Genomic DNA, 23,832 nt, shown 5'->3' on the forward strand with positions numbered 1-23,832 from the left:
AATCATTATCGCTAATATTAAACCTTACTAAGGTTATTGTCTCACAATCTGACGTAAGCAATAGTTCTTGTTATTACACTCTTGAGCCCTTCATCCTTTGTTTATTAATAGGCTACTACCCCGTTCAAGCTGAAAACCCACACAAACACGATTCAAAAGGAATGGAACGAGTTGTTGACCATTTTATGTTAGATCAATTCAACAACAAGATTAACAATGCAGTGAAATTCAATAAGTGTCCAATTAAGAAAAATCCTGATTTTGATCAAACTTTTTTCTGAATCGGGATCTTTTATTAAGAGTATATCAATGTTTATATAGTATTTTTGATCAAACTTTATTTTAAGGCAACATATTAAAAGTAGGGGGTGGCCAGTATTACGGACGGGATCAAGTCCCACGGGCGCTCCGTCTTACCCCGGCTACCTAAAGAATAACCTAAATAGGTTAACCGATGACCTGGTTAACCTTATAATACGATCGGGCGCGATTCCAGAGCTGGAAAGCGTCCTTTTTAATGGGATAAAAAATCGAGTTAAGTTACAAATTTTGAAATAAAAGCATTTTTCATGATAGAAAATATCTGTAACTTAAAATCGAATACTAGTCCCTACCTTATTTTCAATAGCTTTTTTGTAAAAATATTGGGCTACAACAATATCCACAACAGCTAGTCCAACTGATTTAAACACGGTGATTTCTTGATCGCTGACTCTGCCCTTATATTCTCCGTTTACAATTTCCCCAAGCTCTCCATAGATATCGCCTGGCTTAAAAACGCCTTCATTTATCGGAACTAGTAAATCACCAGTCTCTTCTAATGCTGCTTCTCTAGATTCTACTACTACTTTGTCGGCTAGAGAAATTACATGAGATGGCAACTCTTGCATTGTTGGTCTAAATGAACCTACTGCATTGACATGAACACCCGGTTTTAATGACTCTGAAAAAACTGGTGTTGAAGAGTTTGTTGTAGTGATAATAATGTCAGCTTCGCGTACTGCTTCGTTTGAGTCTGAATATACTACGACACGTTTATTAAATTTCTTTCTAATATATTCAGCAAATTCTTGTGCTTTTTGTTCTGTTCGGTTATAAAGGAAAATCTCTTCAATGTCTCGAACAGCGAGTACAGCTTCAACCAGACCTTTTGCTTGTTCTCCTGTACCGATAATACATAACTTTTTTGAATCTTGGCGGGATAAATATTTCGTTGCTACACCTGATAAGGCGCCTGTTCTAATCATCGTTAAATAAGAGCCTTCCAAAAGAGCGGTTGGTTCTCCTGTTTTGAAGTCTGATAGCATCACAATACCATTTATGGTTTTCTTCCCTAATTTCTTGTTATTTGGAGCTACGGTTGCTACTTTTAATCCAAGGCTCCCGAGTTCTTCAGCCACGGAAGGCATTACTAATGCAGTATTTTGACCACCATCAAAGGGTAAGGCGGCACGAATAGGTGTAACTGTTCTTTCTTCTGAAAATTCCTTTAATGCGACTGCTGCACATTCAATGATCTCATTGATATCTACTAAACTTTTTTGTTCATCAGCATTTAAGATTAACATACTTTTTCATCCTTTCGTCTTACATCATACTCGTATCTTTTTTACTAAAAAAATAGGAAGCCTATTTGTCAGCTAACGGTTTGAGCAACAACCGTTGTCCCGGAGAACCTGCTAAAATAAATCAGCATTTGCTAGGTTGTTCTACTAAACTTGCATTTTAAACACCCTGGAATTTCCCGCATAATGAAATATCAAATCTCAATCTAGATTTAGCAAGGATTCACTGTAGATGTAAAGCTATATTTTTTTGGCTGCTTTTGTAAGAGACTTATCATTAGATGAAATAAAAAATTACGTATTACCTACTCCAATCAATCATCGCCACAACAGTTATTTTGTTTATTGGAAATTTCCCCAAACTGAATTAATTCGGATTAATGTGTGCTCTTGACTTTGAATCGGTCATAACGAAGGGGTTCAATTGGAATCGATGTATCATTTTCGTTGATCATTTCTTCGATTACTTTACCTGTAATCGCAGCTAAGCTTATGCCATCCCCTTCATGTCCTGCTGCTATATAAAACCCCGGCACCTTTTCAACACGTGAAATGATTGGAAGGTGGTCAGATGTCCATGGTCGCAATCCTGTGTATGTTCTAATAACCGTCATATCACCCATTTCAGGGAAGAAACGCACCGCTCTTTTTGCTACACATTTCATGACTTCATGGTCCACTTTTGTGTCATAACCATTAAATTGTCGACTACTTCCAATTAAAAAGTTTTGGCTTTCAGTAGGCTCAAAGACTAACGCAACGCCATATTTATCAGTTACTGGATCTACATGCCTCTCCCCACCGAATTTTGAAATGAGATAGCCAAACTCCATTATATTTCTTACCGCAACAGGCTGTTGTCTAGAAGCAACAATTACATGACCCTTGCGTGGTTTTATCGGAATATCTATATCTAACATTTCGCCAATAAACGGAGCCCATACACCACATGCATTGACCACCTTATTGGCAGTGAAGGTTTCGTTATTTGTCTCAATTACAAATTGGTTTTCTTTGTTTTTATAAAGATTTTTCACTTCCGTATGGGTATGAATTTTCGCACCGAATTGTTTTGCACGATGAATCATCGAATAGGTCAACATATAGGGATTGACTATAGAATCAGTCCGACACTCAAGCCCACCAGGGAGATCTTCCGCGAAGTAAGCAGATTCATTACGTAGGTCTACCCGATCCAACATTCGAAAATCCAAACCCGCCTCTTGCTGTTGTTGTACCCATTTTTGTGCAGCTTCCATTTCCGTATCATTTTCACAAACTAAAACACTACCAGGATTTCGATATTCAAATGGGATTTCAAGTTCATCCTTTAATTCATGGACCATTTGTTGACTTTTCAGGGACATTTGACTGTCAAATCCCGGATCTTTATCCACTGCCAAAATGTTTCCATCACACTTAGAGGATGTGCCACTAGCCAATTCTTTCTTTTCAAGAACCGTTATGTCTAAACCGGATTTTGAGCAATAGTAAGCGATCGATGAACCGATAATCCCGCCTCCGATTACAACGACATCACGATGAATGGTGTTCGTCATGTTATTCCCCCTCGGCTATTAGAAACAACTGATCTTTCTTTATTAGATTGATAAGCGTCCCATTGCTGCAAAATTTTCTTTCTTCCCGTTTCGATCTCCGGATGAAATTGTATATGTGCGTTATCCCTGGTCTGTTCAGTCCGTTTAATAGAATTTTTAATTTCGCCATCTAAATCATCCATTCCAGCATGGTGCGCCATTGATAAACCTGCCGTTCTCCCCTGCGCAGCAGCAACTTTCGCCCCTTCAATCCCAGTAATATTCCCAGCAACATAAAGTCCTTCCAGAGGGCTTTCCATCCGTTCATTATGTAAAGGAACATAACCTCCTAATTCCTCCACTAAATAAAATGGACAACCTGCAACTGCGGCCAGTTCAGCTAATGGGTATAAACCTCCGGCAATACAAACGAAATCTACTGGGATATGTTCTTCACTACCAGAAACCACTTCACCATCAGCATTAATCGTTGCTAATGTTACTCCTTCTACTTCATCTTCACCATAAATTTTGGTGACAGCTTTTCGAAGTTGAATTGGAATATCCCACATTTTCACTCCTTTTTTAGGAAAGAAGTTAACCCCCAATTTTTTCATAAAGTCATTCTTCATTAACTTACTCCCGTATCGAACGAATGGAGATGGGGCCATATGGGATACATGAAGAAGAGAATCTAGAACTTCTTTTGGTTTACCTGCATCCTGTGTCACTTGGTTCGTTTTTGGTAAAGTAAGAGAAGCTACCTCTACGCCAGCTAGTTGTAACTCCATCGCAATAGCAGCCGAGAGAACATTCACACCGATAATAACCCCACGCTCTCCGGGTTTAACGCGGTGAACATTTGTCATCACCTGTGCAGCTCCGACCGACATCACCCCAGGTAACGTCCAACCAGGTACAGGTACAGGAGCTTCTGCTGCCCCCGTTGCTAATAACAGACTCGGCGTATGAAATGTTTCCCTTTCTGTATAAATAGTCCATATTCCATTGGAATTTTCGATGTTGTTTACAGCTGTGTTTAAATGAAAATTCACACCAAGATCAACTGCTTTTTCATACAATTTATTTGATTCTTTAATCCCATTCCACCAGTTCCCATTCGGTTCTTCATAAAGCTGTCCTAGTAACCTGCCGCCAGCTCTCATATACTCATCAATGACAACAACATCCAACCCCTTTTCTGCACAAGTCACAGCCGCTGTTAAACCTGCAGGTCCAGCTCCTATAATGATGGCGTTATCCATTTTCAAGTCCCTCACCTTCTTTTACTGGATGGTAGTTGACCATCACTTTCTACAGTCATTCCCTCTTTAACAGGTGTAAGACATGCCCGGATTCCTTGCTGACCATCTACTGAAACTCTACATTCATAGCAATGGCCAATATTACAATAGATACCTCTTGGTGACCCGCTTTCTTCATGGTGTCGTAATGTGCGAATTCCATTGGCTAAAAGTGCGGCAGCCAATGATTCATTCTCCAGGCCTTTATAACCCTTTTGATTAAATGTGAAGGATACATAATTATTATCCTCCATTTTTCCGAGTATAGGGTGGTCTAAGATCCTTCGCGTCATGTTATATTACCCTCCTAAATTTTTGAAGCTGATCGGGCGTATAGGTGGCTGATATTTCAATGATACGCATGTTCGATTTCGATCATTTGCTGATGTAGCAGCTATTTTATCTACCATAGTCCGACATGATCTTCCACCACAATAACCCATGCCTGCCCTAGTACGAAGCTTTAATTCCCTAGCGGAACATTTATACTTGGCAGCTGTAGTCTTCAATTCCTCGTAACTTACTTCTTCACACCTGCATATGATCATTTCATCTTCTTTCACTTGAAACACCTCAATTTATACTTAATGCGAGAATGAAACTTAGTAGATAGACGCTACAATTTTAATTACCATGTCAGGAAACCTCTTCTCCCCCTACATCAAGCTTTCTTTCTTCTGGTTTTTTCAAAATAGCTACAATAATACCGATAACAGCTCCAATCAGTCCCGTAATGATCCATCCTGCCCCGAAACTAAACAGTGGTATGAAAGAAAAGGTTTGACTAATAAAATCTGCAAAAACATTCGCTTCTTTTAAAGCATCTAACAGTGCAACAAATCCACTACCAATAATTGAACCTACATATACGGATTGATACCCTTTAAATAGATTATTGGTAAAGGAAAGAATAATTAATGTAATCGCTATTGGATATAAGAGAAGTAAGATTGGTGACGCTAACTCAAGTATTGTATTCAAACCAAAATTGGTAATGATTAAACTAAGAACAGCTAATAGTATTACCCATTTTTTATAAGAAATATTTGGATAGATTCTATTAAAATATTCTGCTACTGATGATAAGCACGCTATATTTGTTGTTATTCCAGTTAAAAATATAACAGTACCTATCAAGAATATTCCGACATATCCAAATAAATGGATTGCACTGTTTGCTAACACTTCTCCACCATTGCTTGCATATCCAATGGCATCTATACTCGATGCTCCTATCCAAGCTAAAGATAACTGCAAGATCGCCAAACCAATTACAGTTATAACTCCTGCTTTCATAAAAACAATGGATGTTGCTTTTTTTCCTTCAACTCCTAAATTCTTAATCGACTTAATGAAAATTCCCCCAAATATAAACGCGGCAAGAACATCCATTGTATAATAGCCTTCAACAAATCCTTTGAAAAACGTATCTTGTATATACGGCTCTTTCGGTTCACCAAAACTCCCCATTGGAGTAATGAATGATTTAGCTATTAATAAAATTAAAAGAGTAGCAAATACGGGCGTTATCACTTTACCTAATCGATCTACAAACTTACTTGGGTTAAGAGAAAGCAAGACAGTCAATAGAATAAAGAGAAAAGAAAACAAAAGTAAGAATAAATTATTTGACTGAACCATCTCAGTGATTATAGGAAATACCGAAATTTCATATACGACTGATGTAGTTCTTGGAATTACGTATATTGGTCCTAAAGTTAAAAATAGGGCAATGGAAAATAACATACCGAACTTTGGATGTACTCTTGCAGCAAGTTTCTCTACCGTACCTCCCGATATAGCTAATGCTATAATTGCTAATAAGACAAGGCCGACACCTGTAATCAAAAACCCTGACATCGCAATCCACGTGTTCGTTCCTGCAAGTTGACCTACCATGGGTGCAAATATTGTGTTACCAGCCCCAAGAAACATCGCTAATAGCATAAGACCGACGGCAATAAGTTGTCCTGTCGATAAAGTACTTTTCATTTTAAAGTCCTCCTAATAATTTAAAACCTTCTGCATATTCATACTCAACGTAAATTTGTAACCGCTTTCAAGTAGTTAAGTGAAAGCAAAAAATAAACATAGCGTCAGCAAGACTGCTTCCTAACTTAAAAATGTGCGGATTGCCCAATCTCTCCTTGTGACACCTTATCTGCCAAAGAATTAACTACCTCTCAATTTAATCATTATTGTAATTAATACACAAAATTTAAGTGACATTTAAATAATTGACTAAAAAAATGATATAAACTTAATAAGGTATTTTTAAATAACATTACCGTTACTAAGTTAATATTAAAATTAGTCCTAAAAATTAAAGTAGAAATTAAAATATTTAAATGTCACTTAAATTTTAAAAAGCTATTAGTTGCTATTATACTTATTTTCGTCTTAAAATTCAATCGTTTTATTATTTTCTTAAAACTCTATTATTCAATCAAGAACCTTCCGTTTATGTTTTTTCCTCTAGATGCTTTTTTCAGATTTCCTAAATCTCGTTCCAGTTTTATCCTAAAATAAAGTTAGCGTATACCACAGAATTTATACTTCACTTAAATTATAGTGATAAAGAAATGGTCTAATTTCAAATATGATATTTAAAAATCAGATAACTTCACCTCACTAGGTTAATATGGTAAAATTAATTTTATAAAATTTAAGCATTACTTAAATTTTATAACGAAACTAACCAGTCATCAATTGCTTTGTAAGAAAATATGACACAATTTAATTTCAGTATTAGGTTTTAGAAGCCTAGTTTGATATACGTAATTCATTTTAACCTAGATCCTCTCTAATGTTTATAAGAAAACCAGCGTATTTCCTATAACTTTTTACATTAATCTATATTTGGAGGTATAAAATGGATCCAGAGTTAGGGCATTTAATAAAAAGACTCCGTAAGGAAAAAAAAATGACATTGAAGGAAGTCTCCGAAAAAACAGATTTATCTATAAGCTTCTTATCCCAAGTAGAACGTTCTCTTTGTTCCATTACATTACTCTCCTTACGAAAAATATCTGAAGCTCTTGGTGTTAGTCCCAGTTATTTTTTTCCGGACACTATACAAATTGACAAAGGCATGATCAGACGAGCAACTGATAAACAAGTAGAACATAAGTCATCCTTTACTTATTCAGATCTATCTGGTAATGTATCAAATCCCATGTTTGTGCCAATTCTAGTTACCTTATTACCTGGAGATAAAAAAGGCACACCTTTTTCTCATGAAGGGCAGGAATTTATTTATGTTATCGAAGGTACCATGACTATCATTCTTGATGACATTGAATACGACCTTTACCCTGGGGATAGTATTCATATAGAATCAACTAGACCTCACAACTGGTTTAACAAAACAGACAAACCTACTAATTTTTTATTTATTAGTGCAGCTACCTCTCGTGATTGATTTTTTAAACAAAAAATTTATCAAAACGGCTATCTTAACTGGTAGCCATATTTAATAGGTTTTGGGTTGCTCTAAATTTTCCTGATTCATGAACTCTGTGGTCAGTCCCTGAAAAAGCAACTAACTTCTTTGGGTGATGAAAGCGATCGATTTTCCCAACTTCAGACAGGATTGTTGCTGCAATCTTGTCCCCGATTCCTGGGATTGATCGTATTAAATCATATTCATACAATTCTTGAGCCTGGGCATCTATCTCTTCCTTTAATACAGATAGATGCTTTTGGTATTCCGACAGAAGATGAATGTACATCTGTAAACTGATGATGTGAGGCTGAACAGTTGAAAGAGGCAGCCCCAGGCAGGATCCATTTCAACAAACGCTCTACCAAAGCCACATTCCAACCGAAGCTGCCGATCCAAGTACCTTTTGAGGTTGTAGAAGCTGACTTTACACCGCCTCCTTCTGGAATAAGAAATCTTTCATTTAACTTTTATGGACAAGGAAATAATTTAAGTTTAATGACTGTTAATGGTGGTACAGTACATTCAGATATGGAGTTTGAAGTAGTAAAAATAGGGGATAAAAAAGGAAAATATGCTGTAAACGATTCTGGTGTAATGATGTTAAATTGGACGGAAAACGATATTCATTACAGATTAGCTTATTATGGACAACAGTCGGAGAAAGAAATAACTAAGAAAGACTTGATTGAAACAGCTATGTCTTTTGAATAATGCTCTTATTAAGCAAACGGGGTCTTTAATGGAATAAACCATCGGAAAAAAATAAAAATTGGCGTACCCCTATGGTCTATGGGTACGCCAATTATATTTTTATTTTATGCAATAGCAACAATCTTTTAGAAAACAGCCTTATTTTAAAATATATTAAGCAATCTTTCAGCTTTTAGTCTAAATTGGATGGTTTAAGGTCACTCAATTTTTGCTTTTTCTAACAAATGATCATTATAGTAAATAATATTAGAAATGATCTTACTTTCTTGAATAGTATTAAAATGTTTTCTTGCTTCTTTTTCGCTTTCAAATTCAAACATTCTAATATTGCCCTTTGAATAGATGGTGATAATCCACATAAATAAATCCTCCAGTTTTAGATCATTATTATCTTAGATTATTAATTGTACTTTAATTTAAGAAATTAAGATCTAGATCTTGATCAACCCTATATAGTTTTGTTCATTTTTCAGATCCGTCTTCTCTGTACATTTTTGTTATCTTTTTAGATATTGCTTGTCTTAACAGTATTAAATTCTTCTATCATTTCTCTGCTTGGAGCAGCACCAATCTTAGAAAAAGTAAAAATAGCAATTAAGGAAAAAAAGAATCCAGGAACAAGTTCATACAAGTAAAATGGAATAACAGCTGCTGATTGTTCCATAGGTAAGCCATCCGATCCTACTGGAGGAGTGGATAAAAGGCTCCATAAAATCACAGTGATACCTCCAACAATCATTCCAGCAAGAATACCATTTCTTGTCGCGCCTTTCCAGAAGATAGAAAGTATGATCGCTGGCCCAAAGACCGATCCAAACCCGGCCCAAGCATATCCTACTAAGCTTAATACTGAACTTTCTGGGTTAAAAGCTAATACAATAGCAAACAATGCAATTAAAAGAATACCTATTCGTGTTACCCATAATAATTCTTTCTCTTTCGCATTCTTTCTAAATAACCCTTTATACAAATCTTCAGATAAAGCAGTTGCAGATATTAATAATTGTGTACTAATTGTACTCATAATTGCTGACAAAATAGCTACTAATAAAATGCCTGTAACCCATGGGTTAAATAATACTTTTGCAAATTCAAGAAATACTGTTTCAGGATTAGTTAAAGGCGCATCCGCAAAATAAACAATACCTACAAACCCTGTAAATATAGCTCCAAATAGCGCTAATACGTTCCATATAGTGTATACAGAACGTCCAATGGTAATATCTCTAGATGAAGCCATTGACATGAAGCGAACAATTACATGAGGTTGGCCAAAGTATCCAAGCCCCCAAGCAAGCAAAGAAATAATTCCTAGTGTAGTAGTTCCTGCAAAGATATTTAAGTTATCTATAGAAATATTTCCAGCTTGAGCCACGGTTTCGCTCCATCCTCCTAAGTAAAGAAAAGCAGCGATTGGTACGATTAATAGAGCTAAAAACATTAACATTCCTTGAAAAAAGTCTGTCCAAGCAACAGCAAAGAAACCACCGACACATGTATAAAGAATGATTACAACGGAACCCGTCCATAATGCTGTAGTATATGATATTCCAAACGTCGTCTCAAAAAGTATTGCTCCTCCAACAAGACCCGAAGAAATATAGAATGCAAAGAAAATTAAAATAAACAAAGATGAAATAATTCTAAGAGATTTCGATTTATCTCTAAAACGGTTTTCTAAGAAATCAGGAAGTGTAAGCGAGTTATTTGATACCTGAGTAAACACTCGGATTCTTTTCCCTACAAATTGCCAGTTTAGATAAGCTCCCACAGCTAAACCAATAGCGAGCCATACGCCTGATATTCCTCCAGCATAAATAGCACCCGGTAACCCCAGTAATAGCCATCCGCTCATATCTGAAGCACCTGTACTTATACCACCAACAAACGGACCAAGTCCTCTTCCGCCTAAAATGTAATCAGAAAAGTCATTTGTTCTTCTATAAGCCATATAACCAATCATAAAGAGTAATCCAAAATATAAAATAAAAACGGTAAGTGAAATATAATCCATTATGATCCCCTCTTTTCAGCAGTTATATTTTTATCAATTGTATTTTGATCTAAATACGATTGAGAATTTTTTTGTTTTTTTTCCCGTTGGATTTGATTGAACAGAGAAATAAGAGAAAGTACAATTAATAGTAGCATAGGAATGAATAACCAAAATAAAGTAGCCATAGTAAAGGTTGGTTCCATTTTAATAACCCCTTTTTAAGTTTTTATACTAATTTGAAATCGCTTTCAATATAAAGGTTAGAAATAATTTAGAGCCTATATTCAATCTTACTCAGAAGGTTATTATTGAAGGTTATTATTCTAAGCAAGATTGAATATAGTTATTAACCAGATAGGGTAAGTTTGTAAAGAGCATCCGATAATTGAATCCGACGATATGTCTCAGTTGCATGTCCTTCAAGGTCTAATACTTTATTTCTCAGTTCTCCATACATTTTTTCAGAGAGGTCTCCCGAACTCTTTAATGAATCTTTAATGAGTTTTTCTACAATAGAGCAACTCGTTATACTGATATCATGATTGATGACTCTTCCTGTTGGAGAATATGCTAAAGCACTAACAATTCTATTTTCAGCACTGCTAATGGTTTCCCTTAGAAAGTTTGTAGGTGTAGAAGGAATGTCCTCAACAATTAATCTTGTTATTCCGCGGTCATTAACCGCTTCCAGAATAGATTGAGGATTATTACTAACCAAGATTTCTTTATGTGATGGCCATATATCCATCCAAAAGTGGTTCATATGAAATTTTCCTATATGGAATATGAAATAATCTGGATAAATCCTTAATTTACCATGTTCATTTCCTAGTTGAAATCGGTAGAAATCGTAAAATTTAGTTATCGCTGCCATAAGAAGTACACTAACACCTATAGTTCCTCCTGGTTTACTAACTATAATACCTAGACGATCATATTTATTAAAATGAGGGAATACACTTTCAAATTTTGATTCTTTCTCGTTAACTTTGTATATAAAATCCTCAGACCTTAGAATCTTAGTGGTATGCATAATGTATTTCCATCTTTCATTATTTTAAATTCACTTTAATATTTAATAAATTATAGGATGAAGAGCTCGCCAAACATTCAATTAACTTTTTGACAGTTGATCTATAATAATCATTTGGCAAGCTCTTCAATTTTCACTTAGATTTTTTGAGCATGCAATTTACCTTGACTAAATAATTTCAAGTAATCATAACTTCCGCACTTGGAGTCTGTACCGGATAAGTTGAATCCGCCAAACGGGTGAACACCCACTAGTGCGCCCGTCACATTTCTATTAATATAGAGGTTTCCGCAGTACATTCGCTCAATGGCTTGCTCGATACGCGCGTCATCGGACGAGAAGAATCCGCCTGTCAGGCCGTATTTGGTATTGTTGTAGATGTCGATCGCTTCCTCCCAATCTTTGGCTTTGGCAATCGCCAGCACCGGACCAAAGATTTCTTCCTGCATAATCGTACAGTTCGGGTCTGCGTCGATGAAGATGGTCGGATGAATGTAATACCCTTCATCGCTGCCCGTATCCCCGCCTAAAACGAGTTTCGCCTCCTGTTTTCCAATTTCAATGTATTTTAAAATGGTGTTATAGGCTTTTTGATCAATCACAGGTCCCATAAAGTGGTTCTCTTCCCCGTTGCCGATACTGAGCTCTTTCGTTAACTGGACCACTTTCTCCAATAACTCATCATACACGCTTTCAACGATAATAGCTCTCGAGCCCGCAGAACATTTTTGACCTTGAAAACTGAAAGCTGACGATACAATCGATTGTGCTGCTGAATCTAAATCGGCTGTTTCATCTATCACAATGCCATCTTTTCCACCCATTTCAGCATTTACGCGTTTGATCCATTTTTGCCCTTTAGCTGTTCTTCCAGCAATTTCATTGATATGCAGTCCGACATCCTTAGAGCCTGTGAAACTAATAAATCTTGTTAATGGATGACCTGTAATAAAATCACCGATTACAGATGAATCACCTGGAATAAAATTAATTACTCCATCTGGTAATCCTGCTTCTTCCATAATCTCAACAAATTTGTAAGCAATAATTGGTGTTACAGAAGATGGTTTAACAAGAGTTGTATTTCCAGTTACAACTGCGGATGCTGTTAATCCTGCACAAATGGCTAATGGAAAATTCCATGGTGGTACAATAAATCCTACTCCAAGAGGAATATATGTTAATTTATTTTTTTCATTTGGAATTTTAATTAATTTATGTGTATCTTCTTCTAGTTGAAGCATGGATGTTCCATAGAATTCAAGGAAATCAATTGCTTCTGATACCTCTGCATCTGCTTCTTCAAAATTCTTTCCCGCTTCAATTATTAATAACGCTGATAACTCATGTCGTTTTTCTCTTATTAATTCAGCACCTTTAAATAAATATTCAGCTCTTTTTTCAGCAGGCGTTTTCCCCCACGAAGAGAAAGTATTTGTCGCAGCTTGAATTGCTGAACTTGCCATATCTTGATTAGCTTTACTCATGTATCCAACAATTTCATCTTTTTTACCTGGATTGATAGAAGTTATTTTATCATCAGTATAAAATTTCTTTCCATTAATAATTACCGGATATTCTTGACCTAGTTCACTTCTCACTTTAGCAATGGCAGCTTTCAAAGCAACAACATTATTATGATTTGCAAAATCCGTATCTTGTGCATTTTTAAATTTTTCAACTGTTTTTAACATTTCACAATCCTCCAATTATTTAAAAGTATTTTTTAGTACAAATGCTACGTTTTCAGGTCGCTCTGCTAAACGTCTCATAAAGTATCCAAACCAATCGACACCATATGGGACATAAACCCTCACTTTATATCCTTTTTCACTTAACTGTTTTTGTAGGTCAGAGCGAATGCCATATAACATTTGGAATTCAAATTGTTCTTTGCTGATGTTAGTTTGATCCACAAAATTAAGGACTTTTTCAATCATCACGTCGTCATGTGTTGCAATTCCTGCATAATTACCATTCAGCAAATGAGTTTTAATAATTTTCTCGTAATTCTTATCTACATCACTTTTTTTGGGAAAAGCAACAGCAGCTGACTCTTTATAAGCCCCTTTTACTAAGCGTAAATTTGCGTTATATTCATTTAAATCATGGATATCTTCTTCTGTTCTGTAGAGATATGCTTGAATTACTGTTCCAATATTGTCGTATTCTTGTCTCATTTCTTTATAAATATCTAAAGTTAATTGACAATGAGAATAATCTTCCATTTCAATCCTCACAAAATTTCCATATACTTCTGCTCGATATAAAATTTTCTTTAAATTTTGAATGCATAACTCTTTGCTTATATCTAACCCTAATGAAGTTATTTTGATAGATAGATTACTGTCAATACCTGACTGATGGATGGCATCCAATGTTTTAATACAATTCTTTGTTGCTTCTTCAGCTGCTTCTTTTGTAAAAACATATTCTCCTAAATAATTAAGCATAGCTACCATGCCATCGTCATTTATTTTTCTAACGCAATCTACTGCATGTTGAATACCATCTCCTGCAACAAAGCGTTTAGCTCCTAACTTTAATCCGTATTTTTGAGCCATTTTATTGGCAACTTTATTTTTTGCAAGTGTCTGAAATGTATTGCTTAATAATTTCTCCATTTTCATTCCTCATTTCAAACGTTTTTAAAGCCAGTGTGGGTTCTCCCAGAGTGAGAGGTCATTCCCTATACCTAATTTCTTAGCATTTAAATACACTCTATATGCTTCAGAAATATCATGAATGGACATACCAATTGGATTGAATAAGATTTTTTGCATAGCATTTTCTCTTCCAATTTTCTTTCCTGTAATAATCTCTCCTAAATTGGATACACTTTCTTCTCTAATAACACCGTCACGAACGGCTCTATAACTAACATCTACACCATGGTGTTTTACGTGCTCAAAATCATCTACAATTACTTTGTCATAGTGAACCAACTCTTCTGGATCAGTATCCCAAAATGAAATTTCCGAATGAAATGCCCCTTCCTTTAGCCAGTCCCCTTTTACATAAGGATAGGAGGACATTGTCGCCGTAATGACGATATCCGATTCTCTTATTGCTTCTTCTGCGCTCTCTGCCCTGATAACGCTTACATTTAATTCGCATGTCATCTCTTTTGCAAACTGATCAGTCTTTTCACGATTTAAATCGAATACTTTGATTTCTTCAATCTGATTACCAAAAACTCCTACGGTAGCCATTAACTGCGTTCTACTTTGAACACCTGCACCAATAATACCTACCGTTCTGGAGTTTGGATTAGCTAAATATTTAGCTGCAATTCCAGTTGCGGCTCCTGTTCTCATAGCGCTTACAATAGTGCCGTCCATGATAGCTAAAGGAAAACCGTTATTAGGGTCTGTTAAGATAATAATTGCAGATGCTCGTGGTTGGCCAATTCTCTTAGGATTCTCTGGCATACTTGGAATCCATTTCATTCCTGCTACATTTAGATCCCCTCCCAGATAAGAAGGCATTGTCATAATTCGACCTCTTGTTTCTTCTGTTTCTGGACCGCCCCAGCGAATGACAGGTTTTGATGGTTGGATTACTTCGTTACTCCCGTGTAACTCAAAAGATTTTTGAATAGCACCCAGGGTGCCTTTCATATCTAGCCCACCAGCTTTAATGCAGTCCTCCTGGGAAAGATAAATAAAACCCACCTTTTTACTTTGCTCTAATTGATTGAGCTCTTTAACTGTACCCATTCAAATCCCTCAAATCTTCTAAATATTTGCAACCTTTTGAAAGTATTCTAACATTAAATATAGTTTATTGTAAACCTTTTTTATAAAAAAAGGAATAATCATTCCTTTTTTTATATTAGAAAAGGACATTAACTTAGCATTCAGCTTAATTAATGTCCTGTAAAAAAATACTTTACTGATCAATAATAATTTTTTTATCTTTTAATGTGTTTACTAATGTCTCTATTCTTTTTATTGATGTTTTCGATTGTCTTATACCTAATTCAATAACTATTGATTCTACAATTGCAATAATCGGTATGATTGTAAAGTGATTTTCACTAGACTCGGTTTTTAAAATGACATTTGCATAGCTGGCAATCGGACTTGATAAGTGATCTGTTACTAAAATAATTGGTATCCCTTGTTCATATGCTACTTTTGCAGCATCTACCGCTCGCTGCGTATTAGGTGCGTAGCTAAATATAATAAAAACTTCATTTTTCTCAAACTGTAGTATACGATCAAACATTGAATCACTGTCATAACTAAGCTGTCTTGTATTCGAGTGAAATTCCTCGATGAGCAGCTCAGTGTATATTGCAACTGCCTTATAAGGGCGTAATCCCAATAAGTTGATTCTTTTCGCATTAGATATTAAATCCATCGCTTTTTCGAAATTTTCGATTAATTGAGGGTTAAGAGTTTTGTCAATTAAATCGATCCCTTCTTGAAAAACAGTTGAAAGCGTCTTGTGATTATTATCCTCTTCGGTACTCCCGAATGATCTTTGTACGTTCTCCCATTTATCAGAATAATCTTTTTGAATATCATGAAATTCTTTTTTTAAATCAAAAAAACTGTTGAAACCTAATAATTTTACTAGCCGTAAGACTGTTGTCGTTCCCACACCCGCATTATTCGCAAGCTCTTTGACAGTAAACAATCCAATATCTTGATGATGTTCTAATATAAAACGGCAAAGTTGTCTCTGTTTGTTTGGTAACGAATCTTTGACCATAATTATATGTTCTAGTACATTCATTTCTTCTTGAGTTTTCATATTCCACCTACTTCTGATTAAAAATTTTCACTATAATTATTCTTAGTATATATAACTAATTATAACTTTTACTAGAGTCAAGGCAAATTACGATAACAAAAAATTGTGGGCAGGTTACCATGTAAAAATCTATTAAGTAAGTATAGGCTTTATTTTCAATAACCCCACATCAACTGATGTCTCTATATAACCAACTATCTGATTAAACGTAAAAACATTAAGTTTTTCATTTAAAACTTCCTTATCGTACTCCATATCGCCTAATACATAAGGAACGAATTTTTCAACGTCTTTGGACTTAACCTCTTCCAAGTCTGAAATTGCAGGAAAATGACGTTTTTCTCAATTCATTTGTAAAACCATAGTGCTCTAATAATTTTCCATTTAGTAATCGGAAATCATTATGGTATAACATATATAATCCTTCATCAGCATCCATTCTGTTCCTTAACCAAGAAAGATTAAAACCTTTCAGCCATATATCATCAGCAATTAAATGTGCACAATACCCTAATATATAATCATTATAATCATTTTTACTTTCTACTTGCGAACTATATTTATGTAAAAATCCTTTATAATCAACACTTCTTGAATAATCATGTACTTCACCTACAAAGAAATGTGATACGTTTTTTTCTTGGTGTGAAAAAACAGCGTCTGGAGCAACGCTTCCAAGCAAAAAAGATGTTTTATCTTCTATCGATAAAGCCTCTGCAATTTTATTACCAATAATCGAGTGCATTATTCTTGAACCCATAATTCCCCCACCCTTCAATGATTTCTTCTAAAAGGCTCTACTTACTACTTGTCCTTGAAATTCCAAAGCATCTAAAGCCCGTATTCGTTGGACCTCACTTATTTTGGATAAATGCATCCATTTATAATCAGAGTGTTCAGAACTAAGGTTGATTTCCGCATCCTTTGGAATAGAACAGCGGAATATTGCAGCTTGGGTATTCAGTACACTATGATAATAAACCCCAGTTAATACAACATCCTGAACTTCTATTCCAAGTTCTTCTCTGCATTCACGAAATAACGCTTGATGAATGGTTTCCCCAGGTTCAACACTCCCACCTGGTAAACTCCATCCCTTATTCCCGTATGTTCGCTTTAATAAAAGCACATGACTTTCGGAATTAAATATTATAGCATGAGCACCAAACCTAAAAGTATCATTAAAAGCCAATTCTATTCCCCCGTTTTTCAACTAATTCTTTTGCCGTTTCTTATTCCACAATGCTGCCCAATTGTTCAATAACAATTATTTCAAATTTCCATCATTTGCACAATGCGTTATTCCAGAATCTGGACCTAAAATGGAATAATGAGCGCTTTCCTTGTTCCTGATATGCTCCCCTTCAAGTAGACAATGGTAAAATTAAAACAACCATCGTTGCTTGAGGGGAGCATTTTGTATGTCCAAAAGGTCTAAATATAGTTTAGAAGATAAATTAGAAATCGTACGGTAATGGTGAAAAAACCTATTTAAGTACCATTTTAGATTTACACGAAAACATGATCATTCATTACGAAGTAGGAAAAAGCAACAATAACCAGCTAGTCTTTAAGATTCAGGATGCCACTTTAAAAGAGAACCCTATTGGGATGATGATTCATAGTGATCGTGGGTTTCAATTATACCTCTAAAATATTCGGGAAAATGATTCGTGAAGCTGGTATGATTCAAAGCATGTCTAGAGTGGGACGCTGTTTGGATAATGCCTGTATTGAAGGTTTCTTTGGAGCATTAAAATCGGAAAAATATCACCTTAATCGCTATGAAACATTTACAGAACTTAAAGAAGACATTGAAGATCATATGTATTTTTACAACCATGAAAGGTTTCAGGAGAATTTAAACAACCTTACTCCGATGGAATATCGAAGTAAGGCAGCTTAGTTTTTTTATTTATTTAGCCTATGCCCAATTTTATTGTAACATGCTTTTTTATCTTATTTAGGGCTACCTATTGACCTTCTATTAGCTAGTACTGCTAGTAACCTGTTTTTTAGTAGGAGAATTCTTTTTTTAACTCTTTTGATAAATGGCTATGAAGTAGCTGAAGTTTCAATTTATAAACGCTTTCAGCAACCAGTTTGGCGATTTGTTCAGCACCATACTCTCGGAAATGGGTGTTGTCACTTACCCCTTCCGGGTAATTAGGATGTTCTCCTTCTTCAAGCCACATGAAGAGATTCTTGCTTTCTTCAGGACCGAGCTGATTGTACAATTCCATAGTTTTCTCAGACATATCGATCACAGGCACCTGTTCTTCTAGCCCAAGCTCCTTCATTGCTTCTGGATATTCTCCGTGTGATGGCTTTGCTTGGCCATCTTCTGTGAATCCTCTTCTTTCTACAGGTGTTAATAAAACGGGATATGCACCTTTTTCACGAGCACCGTCGATATACTGTTTTAAATAGCTCTTGTATGTTGTAAAGGGTTCTGTATAACGCGTCGGGTCGTTTGATTTTGAATCGTTATGTCCAAATTGGATAAATAGATAATTTTTCTCTTCAATTTGAGCGAGTATGTTGTCTAATCTGCCTTCATCAATAAAACTCTTGGAGCTTCGTCCAGATGCAGCTTCATTACGGATTTCAATCTTGTCATCAAACATAGAATCAAAAACTTGTGCCCAGCCTTTACGAGGAGCACGGTCTTCTCCATAATGAGAAGCAGTTGAATCACCCGCTATATAAATCGATACATTTTTTTGATCGGTGCCATCTTCCTCGTCGGATGAATGGGCCATGACAGCTTGACTACCAAATAATAGACTGATAGAAATCAATCCAGCGCACAATAACTTGCCTTTCCCTCGAAGTTTCATTGTCTTCCTCCTTCATTGATTTGATTTTGGAGCCTGGACTTCTCTAAATGCAAATCTCCCTCTTAACCAAACATGCGTTCTTATATTTCAACTGTTTTTCATGAAAGAAGTTCATGTTTGAATTTTCCGAAAAATTATCAGTCTCCTCTACTTATTAGGAATGGCCTGTATCAGTACCATTCCATTCAACACTTTTCTTAATTTAATTCAGGAACCCATCCATCCAGTACATTCTCGATCGTGTAATCGTCGGCTTCTTCATCACTTAGCTGGCGACGATCCTGATTCACTACAGCTCCTGGTCCTTCATTGTTATATTCGTAAAGTCGAGCATCCTCTGGTTGGAACCCTCCCATCTCTGTCCAACCTTCTTCTTTAATATGTTCGCCAAGATAACTATCCCTGAATACGACACTGGCAATGGCGGTTGGATTACTACTTGGCTGCCAAGGACGTCCTAGATAAACCGTGTCTGCAGGTGCGTCACTTGTTAACTCGCTGTTCACGAACAGGAAGCCGAATGGTTTATCAATGGGTGTACTTGCGGCAGTTATATATCCGTTATTAGATTCCGAGCCTCGATCAAGCGAATGGATTGTACAATTTTCAAATACAGCTTGGGCTGCACCGAAAATAAAATCTACGTCACCTTCAATATAACTATTGTAGTAATATTGTCTGCCAGCGTTGGCGAGAAGTGTATCCTGGTTACCAAGGAATCGTACATTGTTGAAGATCAACCTGTCCCCAGAAGCATTTACAGCCACAGCTTGTTGATCCCTGACGCCGATTGACTCATCAAATGAATTTTCGATCGTTAGATTTTCAACCTTACTATCATCTGCCCTTAAAAATCCAGTCGCACTCGCAAAAGTACCTATCTTCCCGCCGATACCGTTGTCTTTTCCTGCATAGTTGTCGTAGGTGATGAGTGTCCCTTTTGTGCTTTCCCCTATCAGGGCGATATGAGGTTTATTCGCAGGGATATCGATGACCTCGTTATAGACCCCATTGTTTATGAAAACTTTTACTTCCTGGTCATTATTTTCAGGAACAGCATCAATTGCTTCTTGAACCGTCTCATAGTCTCCAGTACCATCTATGTCTACCACAAGCTTACTCTCTATTTGGTTCAAAATGTCTGAGTAATCTTCTACACGCTTCATCTCATCCTCTTTCAATCTTCTGCCAGATCGATCCTCAGACAAATCATTGACTACTCTGGCGTATACGCGATTTTCAAAGTAACCGGTCGTTTTTGCAGTTTTCAAAAGCAAGGTCGCATAGCTTCCACCCCATTGATACCCATCTCTTCTTTCCTGTTCAATTTCATGGATGTCATGTTTGATCACACCATCACGGCCAGAAAAAATTGGTAGGTTCGTGCCGATCTCATAAAATCTGTACCATGTCGTTGTATTCGGTTCTTCTACAAAATAGTCACCGTTTTCATCTCCGCCACTAACATACCGGATACCTTCCAGCTTGTTTTCATCAAACCAATCGAGTGCTCCTTTTACTGCATTCCTCAATTCCTTCGTCTGATTCGGCCTGGACATCAGGAATCGAACGATCCCCACGGACTCTTTCCCAGAAATAGAAGGATGCTCATAAGCTCGAGCTTGTACGGGTTCATAACGATAAGGGTCGTGCTGGGCTCCCCAGGCCGTCAGTCTGCCTTCTGCCTCTATCTGCGCTTCTAATATATAGTCAACTGCCTTTTCCATGGATTCTTCTAACGTTTGATACAAGCGATCATCAATCACTTCGGTATTGAAAGGATACTTTTGATTCAAAATGTCATCAAACATTTCCAGCACTCGAATCATGGCTTCATCATTGAATGTAACCATATCCGAATAGTTTCCGCGTCTAGGATATACTTGAGCAAAACCTCCAGTGTCATATTGTAGATCCATCAGAAAGTCAATTCCATCTTCAATACTCTTCTTGTAGCGCTCATCTTTTGTCACCGAAAAAGCTTCTGCCAGATAATAGATTTCTTTTACTGTTGCATCATTATCGATCGTGCCGAGTTCCACCCCATCAGAATTGACCCACTCAGACCTTCGCTCTTCTCCATCCCAGGATCGACTATGATCAATTCCTTTCGACCAGCCGCCATGTTCCATTTGCCAGGTTAATATATTGTCTGCCCGTTCGATCACTGTATCAATATCGCCGGTAAATTCATCAGGTTCTTTATTCAATATGAATTTTTCCCCATTCAATTCATCCAGGCTTTTGAAAAACAAGACGGTATTTCCAAACTTGTCGGTTCCCACTGCTGCTTTAGGGATCCGCAAGTTTCGGTCGAGTAAAGGGGATAGGCTGTCCCAGCTTCCTCTGGCAGCGGTGATTTCCAAATCATCAAAATCAAAAGCATCAAACGTACCATTTAATGTAACAGCAATCAAGTTTTTATTTATTGCATCGACACGCGCAATATGGACTTCACCTGTATCCTTTTTGGATACCTCGGTCAATCTCTGAACGAGTTCTTTAGCCTCTTGCCAGATCATATCCTCTTTGATTCCATGATTGTTATCGCTGTTCGGATTCATGATCCCTTGACGTGCCAGTTTGCCGAGCATATCCGGGCCTTCTTCCTCCTCCGGGACCATATCTAACAAGTCTCCCACGATTAATGCAATGTGTTCCTTGCTTAAGGGGTGATCAGCCTGTATTTCGTCCCATAAAAAATCGGGTACGTATTGATGATCCTTAGCCACTTGAGCGGCATAGATCCCCCAATGACCAGCAGTGATCTGGCCAATGTCCTGTCTTGGATCTACGTTTTTGTATTTTTCACGAACATCAAATCCAAATGCGTTATTGATCAATGCTAGAAATTCGTTGAATGTCACTGCTTGATCCTTGTTATTTTCTACATTTCCCAATATCCCTAATTGGTACAATTTTTTCATAGTTACTCCATCTATGACTTCTGATAGTGGAACTTGTTCCGTTTCTACTTCAACAGGTTCATCATCTTCTGGTTGGTCTTGGATTCGTAAGTGATCAATATTCCCACCACCCTCCGTACCGGTAGCTGTCAAACGGATGATATTTTCCCCTTCATGTAATGAAGTATGTAAAGTTTGGGTAAGCCATGTAGCCCAATCTCCTGTTGGGGGAAACGGAAGTTCTTCAATCATTTCGTCATTCACAAGAACCTCTGCAGGCCGTTCGCTGCCACCTGCATGGGCATAGCGAAAAATCAGGTAATAATCCCCATCCTCAGGGACATCGATTGTCCATTCAATATAGCCTCCTGGTACGTTGGGGCTATAATCTCTAAAACCTTCCCCGGTAAATCCAGGGTGTTTATTATCAATAATGGTTCCTTCTGCTTCAGTATCCTCAGCTTCATAAGTTCGCCCAAATGATTGATCGTCATCTTCTGAGGCAAGTGCATTTCCGATCAGTAAATTCATAGCCATACTAATCAATACGATCCATAATATCGTTTCAAGTCTCCAAATCTTTTTTGCTCGTTTTTCCATCACTCTTTCCACCTCTTCCCTTTTAATAGTTGAATCATTTCGAACCCTGGCCTTATTCCTGCACTTGAAACGTTCATATATTTCATACACCAATTATAACAACGTTGTTATTACAAATATTGTTCAAATGAAATGATAACGCTTACATTTCTTGATGCTTGACTACTTTATCCTGAGTTCGTCTCTCGATATTGTTTTGGAGATGTACCTGTTATTCGAGTGAAGACACGCCATAAGTGAACAGGATTGGAATAACCGATCCGAAGGGCAATTTGGTTGATTTTCATGTCCGTTTCCAGCAAAAGTCTTTTTGCTTCATTTACACGAACAGCATTGACATAATCGACGATACTGCATCCTGTCACTTGTTTGAACAACCTGCTGATATATTGTTCATTCATATGGAACTGCCGGGATAAGGAGGGGAGTGAAACGTCAGAGGAAAAGGAATCATTAATATGGATCATGATGTCAGATATATCGTTTGCTCCTTTCTCCTGTTGGATGTCAACATTTCTATTATTGTATGGACTCTTCTCTTCTACTAATCTCAGGGATTCGATTAGTAGCTGGTTCAGGAGTGAACGACTATAGATGTCCAGATAGTCTTCATCGTGTTGATATTCGCTGTATAGCTTGTGGATGATCTGATCGAATAGAGCTTGCTTAGATTCTGGAATCATCACCACAGGAGGGCTGTTATGGAATAGGATCCGGATCAATTCTTGTTCACTTTCATTGAGGAAGTTTTCTCGAAAATTGATAACCATTCTTGCATAGTTTTTTCCTTTCACTTTCATCGTTCTATGCATAATGTTTTTAGAGATGAATACGAGCTGGCCTTTCTCCACGTTAAACGTTTTTCCATTGATTAAATAAACACATTCCCCTTGAAGCAAGTGAAAAATTTCATAGTCTTGATGCAAATGGTAGCTTTTCATTACTTTGTCAGATTCCCGGCTATTGAAATAATCCATATAAAATGATTGTTTCCTTAAAGAGACACTTAATTTATCATTCACAGTCATCTCCCCTTTCGTTTTCACACAAATACTATATATACCTATAAATAACCTTTTAATCGCTTAAAATTAAGTCAATTCTACCAATCAATTTACTTGCAGTTCTCGATC

The 23,832-nt window shown here is 36.6% G+C and carries 21 protein-coding genes and 2 pseudogenes; 3 read left to right on the forward strand and 20 right to left on the reverse strand.

Annotated elements, in window-relative coordinates:
* Positions 1–590 precede the first annotated feature (590 nt).
* From L1611_RS08090 to brnQ, 6 genes are all read right to left on the reverse strand, one after another.
* Positions 591–1,568: an ornithine cyclodeaminase family protein gene (locus L1611_RS08090; protein ID WP_236312570.1), complete on the reverse strand. Its 978-nt coding sequence runs from the start codon at positions 1,566–1,568 to the stop codon at positions 591–593.
* Positions 1,569–1,942: 374 nt separating this feature from the next.
* A complete protein-coding gene (locus L1611_RS08095) occupies positions 1,943–3,124 on the reverse strand; it encodes an NAD(P)/FAD-dependent oxidoreductase (RefSeq protein WP_236312571.1) in 1,182 nt (393 codons plus the stop codon).
* The gene (locus L1611_RS08100; RefSeq protein WP_236312858.1) at positions 3,121–4,368 is read right to left on the reverse strand and encodes an NAD(P)/FAD-dependent oxidoreductase; all 1,248 of its coding nucleotides are present in this window, start codon (positions 4,366–4,368) and stop codon (positions 3,121–3,123) included. The genes L1611_RS08095 and L1611_RS08100 overlap by 4 nt, the downstream gene beginning before the upstream one ends.
* An 11-nt stretch (positions 4,369–4,379) precedes the next feature.
* Positions 4,380–4,700, reverse strand: coding sequence for a (2Fe-2S)-binding protein (locus L1611_RS08105; protein ID WP_225068158.1), 321 nt, complete (start codon positions 4,698–4,700; stop codon positions 4,380–4,382).
* Between the two features lie 6 nt (positions 4,701–4,706).
* On the reverse strand, positions 4,707–4,970 hold the full coding sequence (locus L1611_RS08110) for a (2Fe-2S)-binding protein (RefSeq protein WP_225068157.1): 264 nt from the start codon (positions 4,968–4,970) through the stop codon (positions 4,707–4,709).
* Positions 4,971–5,043: 73 nt separating this feature from the next.
* Entirely contained in the window at positions 5,044–6,399 is a 1,356-nt protein-coding gene (brnQ, locus tag L1611_RS08115; protein ID WP_236312572.1) for a branched-chain amino acid transport system II carrier protein, read from the reverse strand.
* Between the two features lie 880 nt (positions 6,400–7,279).
* On the opposite strand from brnQ, the gene L1611_RS08120 reads away from it, so the two are divergent.
* Positions 7,280–7,828, forward strand: a complete 549-nt coding sequence (locus L1611_RS08120; RefSeq protein WP_236312573.1) for a helix-turn-helix domain-containing protein — start codon at positions 7,280–7,282, stop codon at positions 7,826–7,828.
* A 64-nt stretch (positions 7,829–7,892) separates the two neighbouring features.
* On the opposite strand, the pseudogene L1611_RS08125 reads toward L1611_RS08120, so the two are convergent.
* Positions 7,893–8,162, reverse strand: a pseudogene (locus L1611_RS08125) (transposase); the annotation flags it as partial.
* 5 nt (positions 8,163–8,167) lie between these two features.
* Between L1611_RS08125 and L1611_RS08130 the strand changes: the two are divergent.
* Positions 8,168–8,563 (forward strand): DUF4367 domain-containing protein, encoded by a 396-nt coding sequence (locus tag L1611_RS08130; RefSeq protein WP_236312574.1) that lies wholly within the window; start codon positions 8,168–8,170, stop codon positions 8,561–8,563.
* Between the two features lie 197 nt (positions 8,564–8,760).
* On the opposite strand, the gene L1611_RS08135 is transcribed toward L1611_RS08130, so the two are convergent.
* From L1611_RS08135 to L1611_RS08180, 10 genes and pseudogenes are all read right to left on the reverse strand, one after another.
* On the reverse strand, positions 8,761–8,922 hold the full coding sequence (locus L1611_RS08135) for a hypothetical protein (protein ID WP_236312575.1): 162 nt from the start codon (positions 8,920–8,922) through the stop codon (positions 8,761–8,763).
* A gap of 146 nt (positions 8,923–9,068) precedes the next feature.
* A complete protein-coding gene (gene putP, locus L1611_RS08140) occupies positions 9,069–10,577 on the reverse strand; it encodes a sodium/proline symporter PutP (RefSeq protein ID WP_236312576.1) in 1,509 nt (502 codons plus the stop codon).
* On the reverse strand, positions 10,577–10,762 hold the full coding sequence (locus L1611_RS08145; protein WP_236312577.1) for a hypothetical protein: 186 nt from the start codon (positions 10,760–10,762) through the stop codon (positions 10,577–10,579). The genes putP and L1611_RS08145 overlap by 1 nt, the downstream gene beginning before the upstream one ends.
* Before the next feature lie 143 nt (positions 10,763–10,905).
* Positions 10,906–11,592, reverse strand: a complete 687-nt coding sequence (locus L1611_RS08150; RefSeq protein ID WP_236312578.1) for a hypothetical protein — start codon at positions 11,590–11,592, stop codon at positions 10,906–10,908.
* A gap of 137 nt (positions 11,593–11,729) precedes the next feature.
* Positions 11,730–13,286, reverse strand: coding sequence for an L-glutamate gamma-semialdehyde dehydrogenase (gene pruA / locus L1611_RS08155; RefSeq protein WP_236312579.1), 1,557 nt, complete (start codon positions 13,284–13,286; stop codon positions 11,730–11,732).
* 15 nt (positions 13,287–13,301) lie between these two features.
* Positions 13,302–14,216 carry a proline dehydrogenase family protein gene (locus L1611_RS08160; RefSeq protein ID WP_236312580.1) on the reverse strand — a complete coding sequence of 305 codons (915 nt, stop codon included), beginning with the start codon at positions 14,214–14,216 and terminating at the stop codon, positions 13,302–13,304.
* A gap of 24 nt (positions 14,217–14,240) precedes the next feature.
* Positions 14,241–15,311 carry an ornithine cyclodeaminase family protein gene (locus L1611_RS08165; protein WP_236312581.1) on the reverse strand — a complete coding sequence of 357 codons (1,071 nt, stop codon included), beginning with the start codon at positions 15,309–15,311 and terminating at the stop codon, positions 14,241–14,243.
* A 172-nt stretch (positions 15,312–15,483) separates the two neighbouring features.
* A complete protein-coding gene (locus L1611_RS08170) occupies positions 15,484–16,353 on the reverse strand; it encodes a MurR/RpiR family transcriptional regulator (protein WP_236312582.1) in 870 nt (289 codons plus the stop codon).
* 132 nt (positions 16,354–16,485) lie between these two features.
* Positions 16,486–17,113 (reverse strand): annotated as a pseudogene (locus tag L1611_RS08175) (zinc dependent phospholipase C family protein).
* A 27-nt stretch (positions 17,114–17,140) separates the two neighbouring features.
* Complete coding sequence (locus L1611_RS08180) at positions 17,141–17,545, reverse strand: NUDIX hydrolase (protein ID WP_236312583.1); 405 nt, start codon at positions 17,543–17,545, stop codon at positions 17,141–17,143.
* A gap of 432 nt (positions 17,546–17,977) precedes the next feature.
* On the opposite strand from L1611_RS08180, the gene L1611_RS08185 reads away from it, so the two are divergent.
* Positions 17,978–18,259: an IS3 family transposase gene (locus L1611_RS08185; RefSeq protein ID WP_236312584.1), complete on the forward strand. Its 282-nt coding sequence runs from the start codon at positions 17,978–17,980 to the stop codon at positions 18,257–18,259.
* A 109-nt stretch (positions 18,260–18,368) separates the two neighbouring features.
* Here L1611_RS08185 and L1611_RS08190 read toward each other — a convergent pair whose 3' ends face one another.
* The 3 genes from L1611_RS08190 to L1611_RS08200 all read right to left on the reverse strand — a co-directional run bounded on the left by L1611_RS08190 (position 18,369) and on the right by L1611_RS08200 (position 23,721).
* Positions 18,369–19,193, reverse strand: coding sequence for a rhamnogalacturonan acetylesterase (locus L1611_RS08190; RefSeq protein ID WP_236312585.1), 825 nt, complete (start codon positions 19,191–19,193; stop codon positions 18,369–18,371).
* Positions 19,194–19,390: 197 nt separating this feature from the next.
* Positions 19,391–22,699 carry a pectate lyase gene (pelA, locus tag L1611_RS08195; protein ID WP_236312586.1) on the reverse strand — a complete coding sequence of 1,103 codons (3,309 nt, stop codon included), beginning with the start codon at positions 22,697–22,699 and terminating at the stop codon, positions 19,391–19,393.
* Between the two features lie 167 nt (positions 22,700–22,866).
* On the reverse strand, positions 22,867–23,721 hold the full coding sequence (locus L1611_RS08200) for an AraC family transcriptional regulator (protein WP_236312587.1): 855 nt from the start codon (positions 23,719–23,721) through the stop codon (positions 22,867–22,869).
* Between the last annotated feature and the right edge of the window lie 111 nt (positions 23,722–23,832).

The sequence above is a fragment of the Pseudalkalibacillus salsuginis genome (assembly GCF_021646685.1).
Taxonomy (GTDB): domain Bacteria; phylum Bacillota; class Bacilli; order Bacillales; family Fictibacillaceae; genus Pseudalkalibacillus; species Pseudalkalibacillus salsuginis.

What these genes read in the sequence shown, in the direction of transcription:
- L1611_RS08090 (WP_236312570.1), bottom strand. Translation starts at nt 1,568, where the DNA reads ATGTTAATCTTAAATGCTGATGAACAAAAAAGTTTAGTAGATATCAAT.
- L1611_RS08095 (WP_236312571.1), bottom strand. Translation starts at nt 3,124, where the DNA reads ATGACGAACACCATTCATCGTGATGTCGTTGTAATCGGAGGCGGGATT.
- L1611_RS08100 (WP_236312858.1), bottom strand. Translation starts at nt 4,368, where the DNA reads ATGGATAACGCCATCATTATAGGAGCTGGACCTGCAGGTTTAACAGCG.
- L1611_RS08105 (WP_225068158.1), bottom strand. Translation starts at nt 4,700, where the DNA reads ATGACGCGAAGGATCTTAGACCACCCTATACTCGGAAAAATGGAGGAT.
- brnQ (WP_236312572.1), bottom strand. Translation starts at nt 6,399, where the DNA reads ATGAAAAGTACTTTATCGACAGGACAACTTATTGCCGTCGGTCTTATG.
- L1611_RS08120 (WP_236312573.1), top strand. Translation starts at nt 7,280, where the DNA reads ATGGATCCAGAGTTAGGGCATTTAATAAAAAGACTCCGTAAGGAAAAA.
- L1611_RS08135 (WP_236312575.1), bottom strand. Translation starts at nt 8,922, where the DNA reads ATGTGGATTATCACCATCTATTCAAAGGGCAATATTAGAATGTTTGAA.
- putP (WP_236312576.1), bottom strand. Translation starts at nt 10,577, where the DNA reads ATGGATTATATTTCACTTACCGTTTTTATTTTATATTTTGGATTACTC.
- L1611_RS08145 (WP_236312577.1), bottom strand. Translation starts at nt 10,762, where the DNA reads ATGGAACCAACCTTTACTATGGCTACTTTATTTTGGTTATTCATTCCT.
- L1611_RS08150 (WP_236312578.1), bottom strand. Translation starts at nt 11,592, where the DNA reads ATGCATACCACTAAGATTCTAAGGTCTGAGGATTTTATATACAAAGTT.
- pruA (WP_236312579.1), bottom strand. Translation starts at nt 13,286, where the DNA reads ATGTTAAAAACAGTTGAAAAATTTAAAAATGCACAAGATACGGATTTT.
- L1611_RS08160 (WP_236312580.1), bottom strand. Translation starts at nt 14,216, where the DNA reads ATGGAGAAATTATTAAGCAATACATTTCAGACACTTGCAAAAAATAAA.
- L1611_RS08165 (WP_236312581.1), bottom strand. Translation starts at nt 15,311, where the DNA reads ATGGGTACAGTTAAAGAGCTCAATCAATTAGAGCAAAGTAAAAAGGTG.
- L1611_RS08170 (WP_236312582.1), bottom strand. Translation starts at nt 16,353, where the DNA reads ATGAAAACTCAAGAAGAAATGAATGTACTAGAACATATAATTATGGTC.
- L1611_RS08190 (WP_236312585.1), bottom strand. Translation starts at nt 19,193, where the DNA reads ATGAAACTTCGAGGGAAAGGCAAGTTATTGTGCGCTGGATTGATTTCT.
- pelA (WP_236312586.1), bottom strand. Translation starts at nt 22,699, where the DNA reads ATGGAAAAACGAGCAAAAAAGATTTGGAGACTTGAAACGATATTATGG.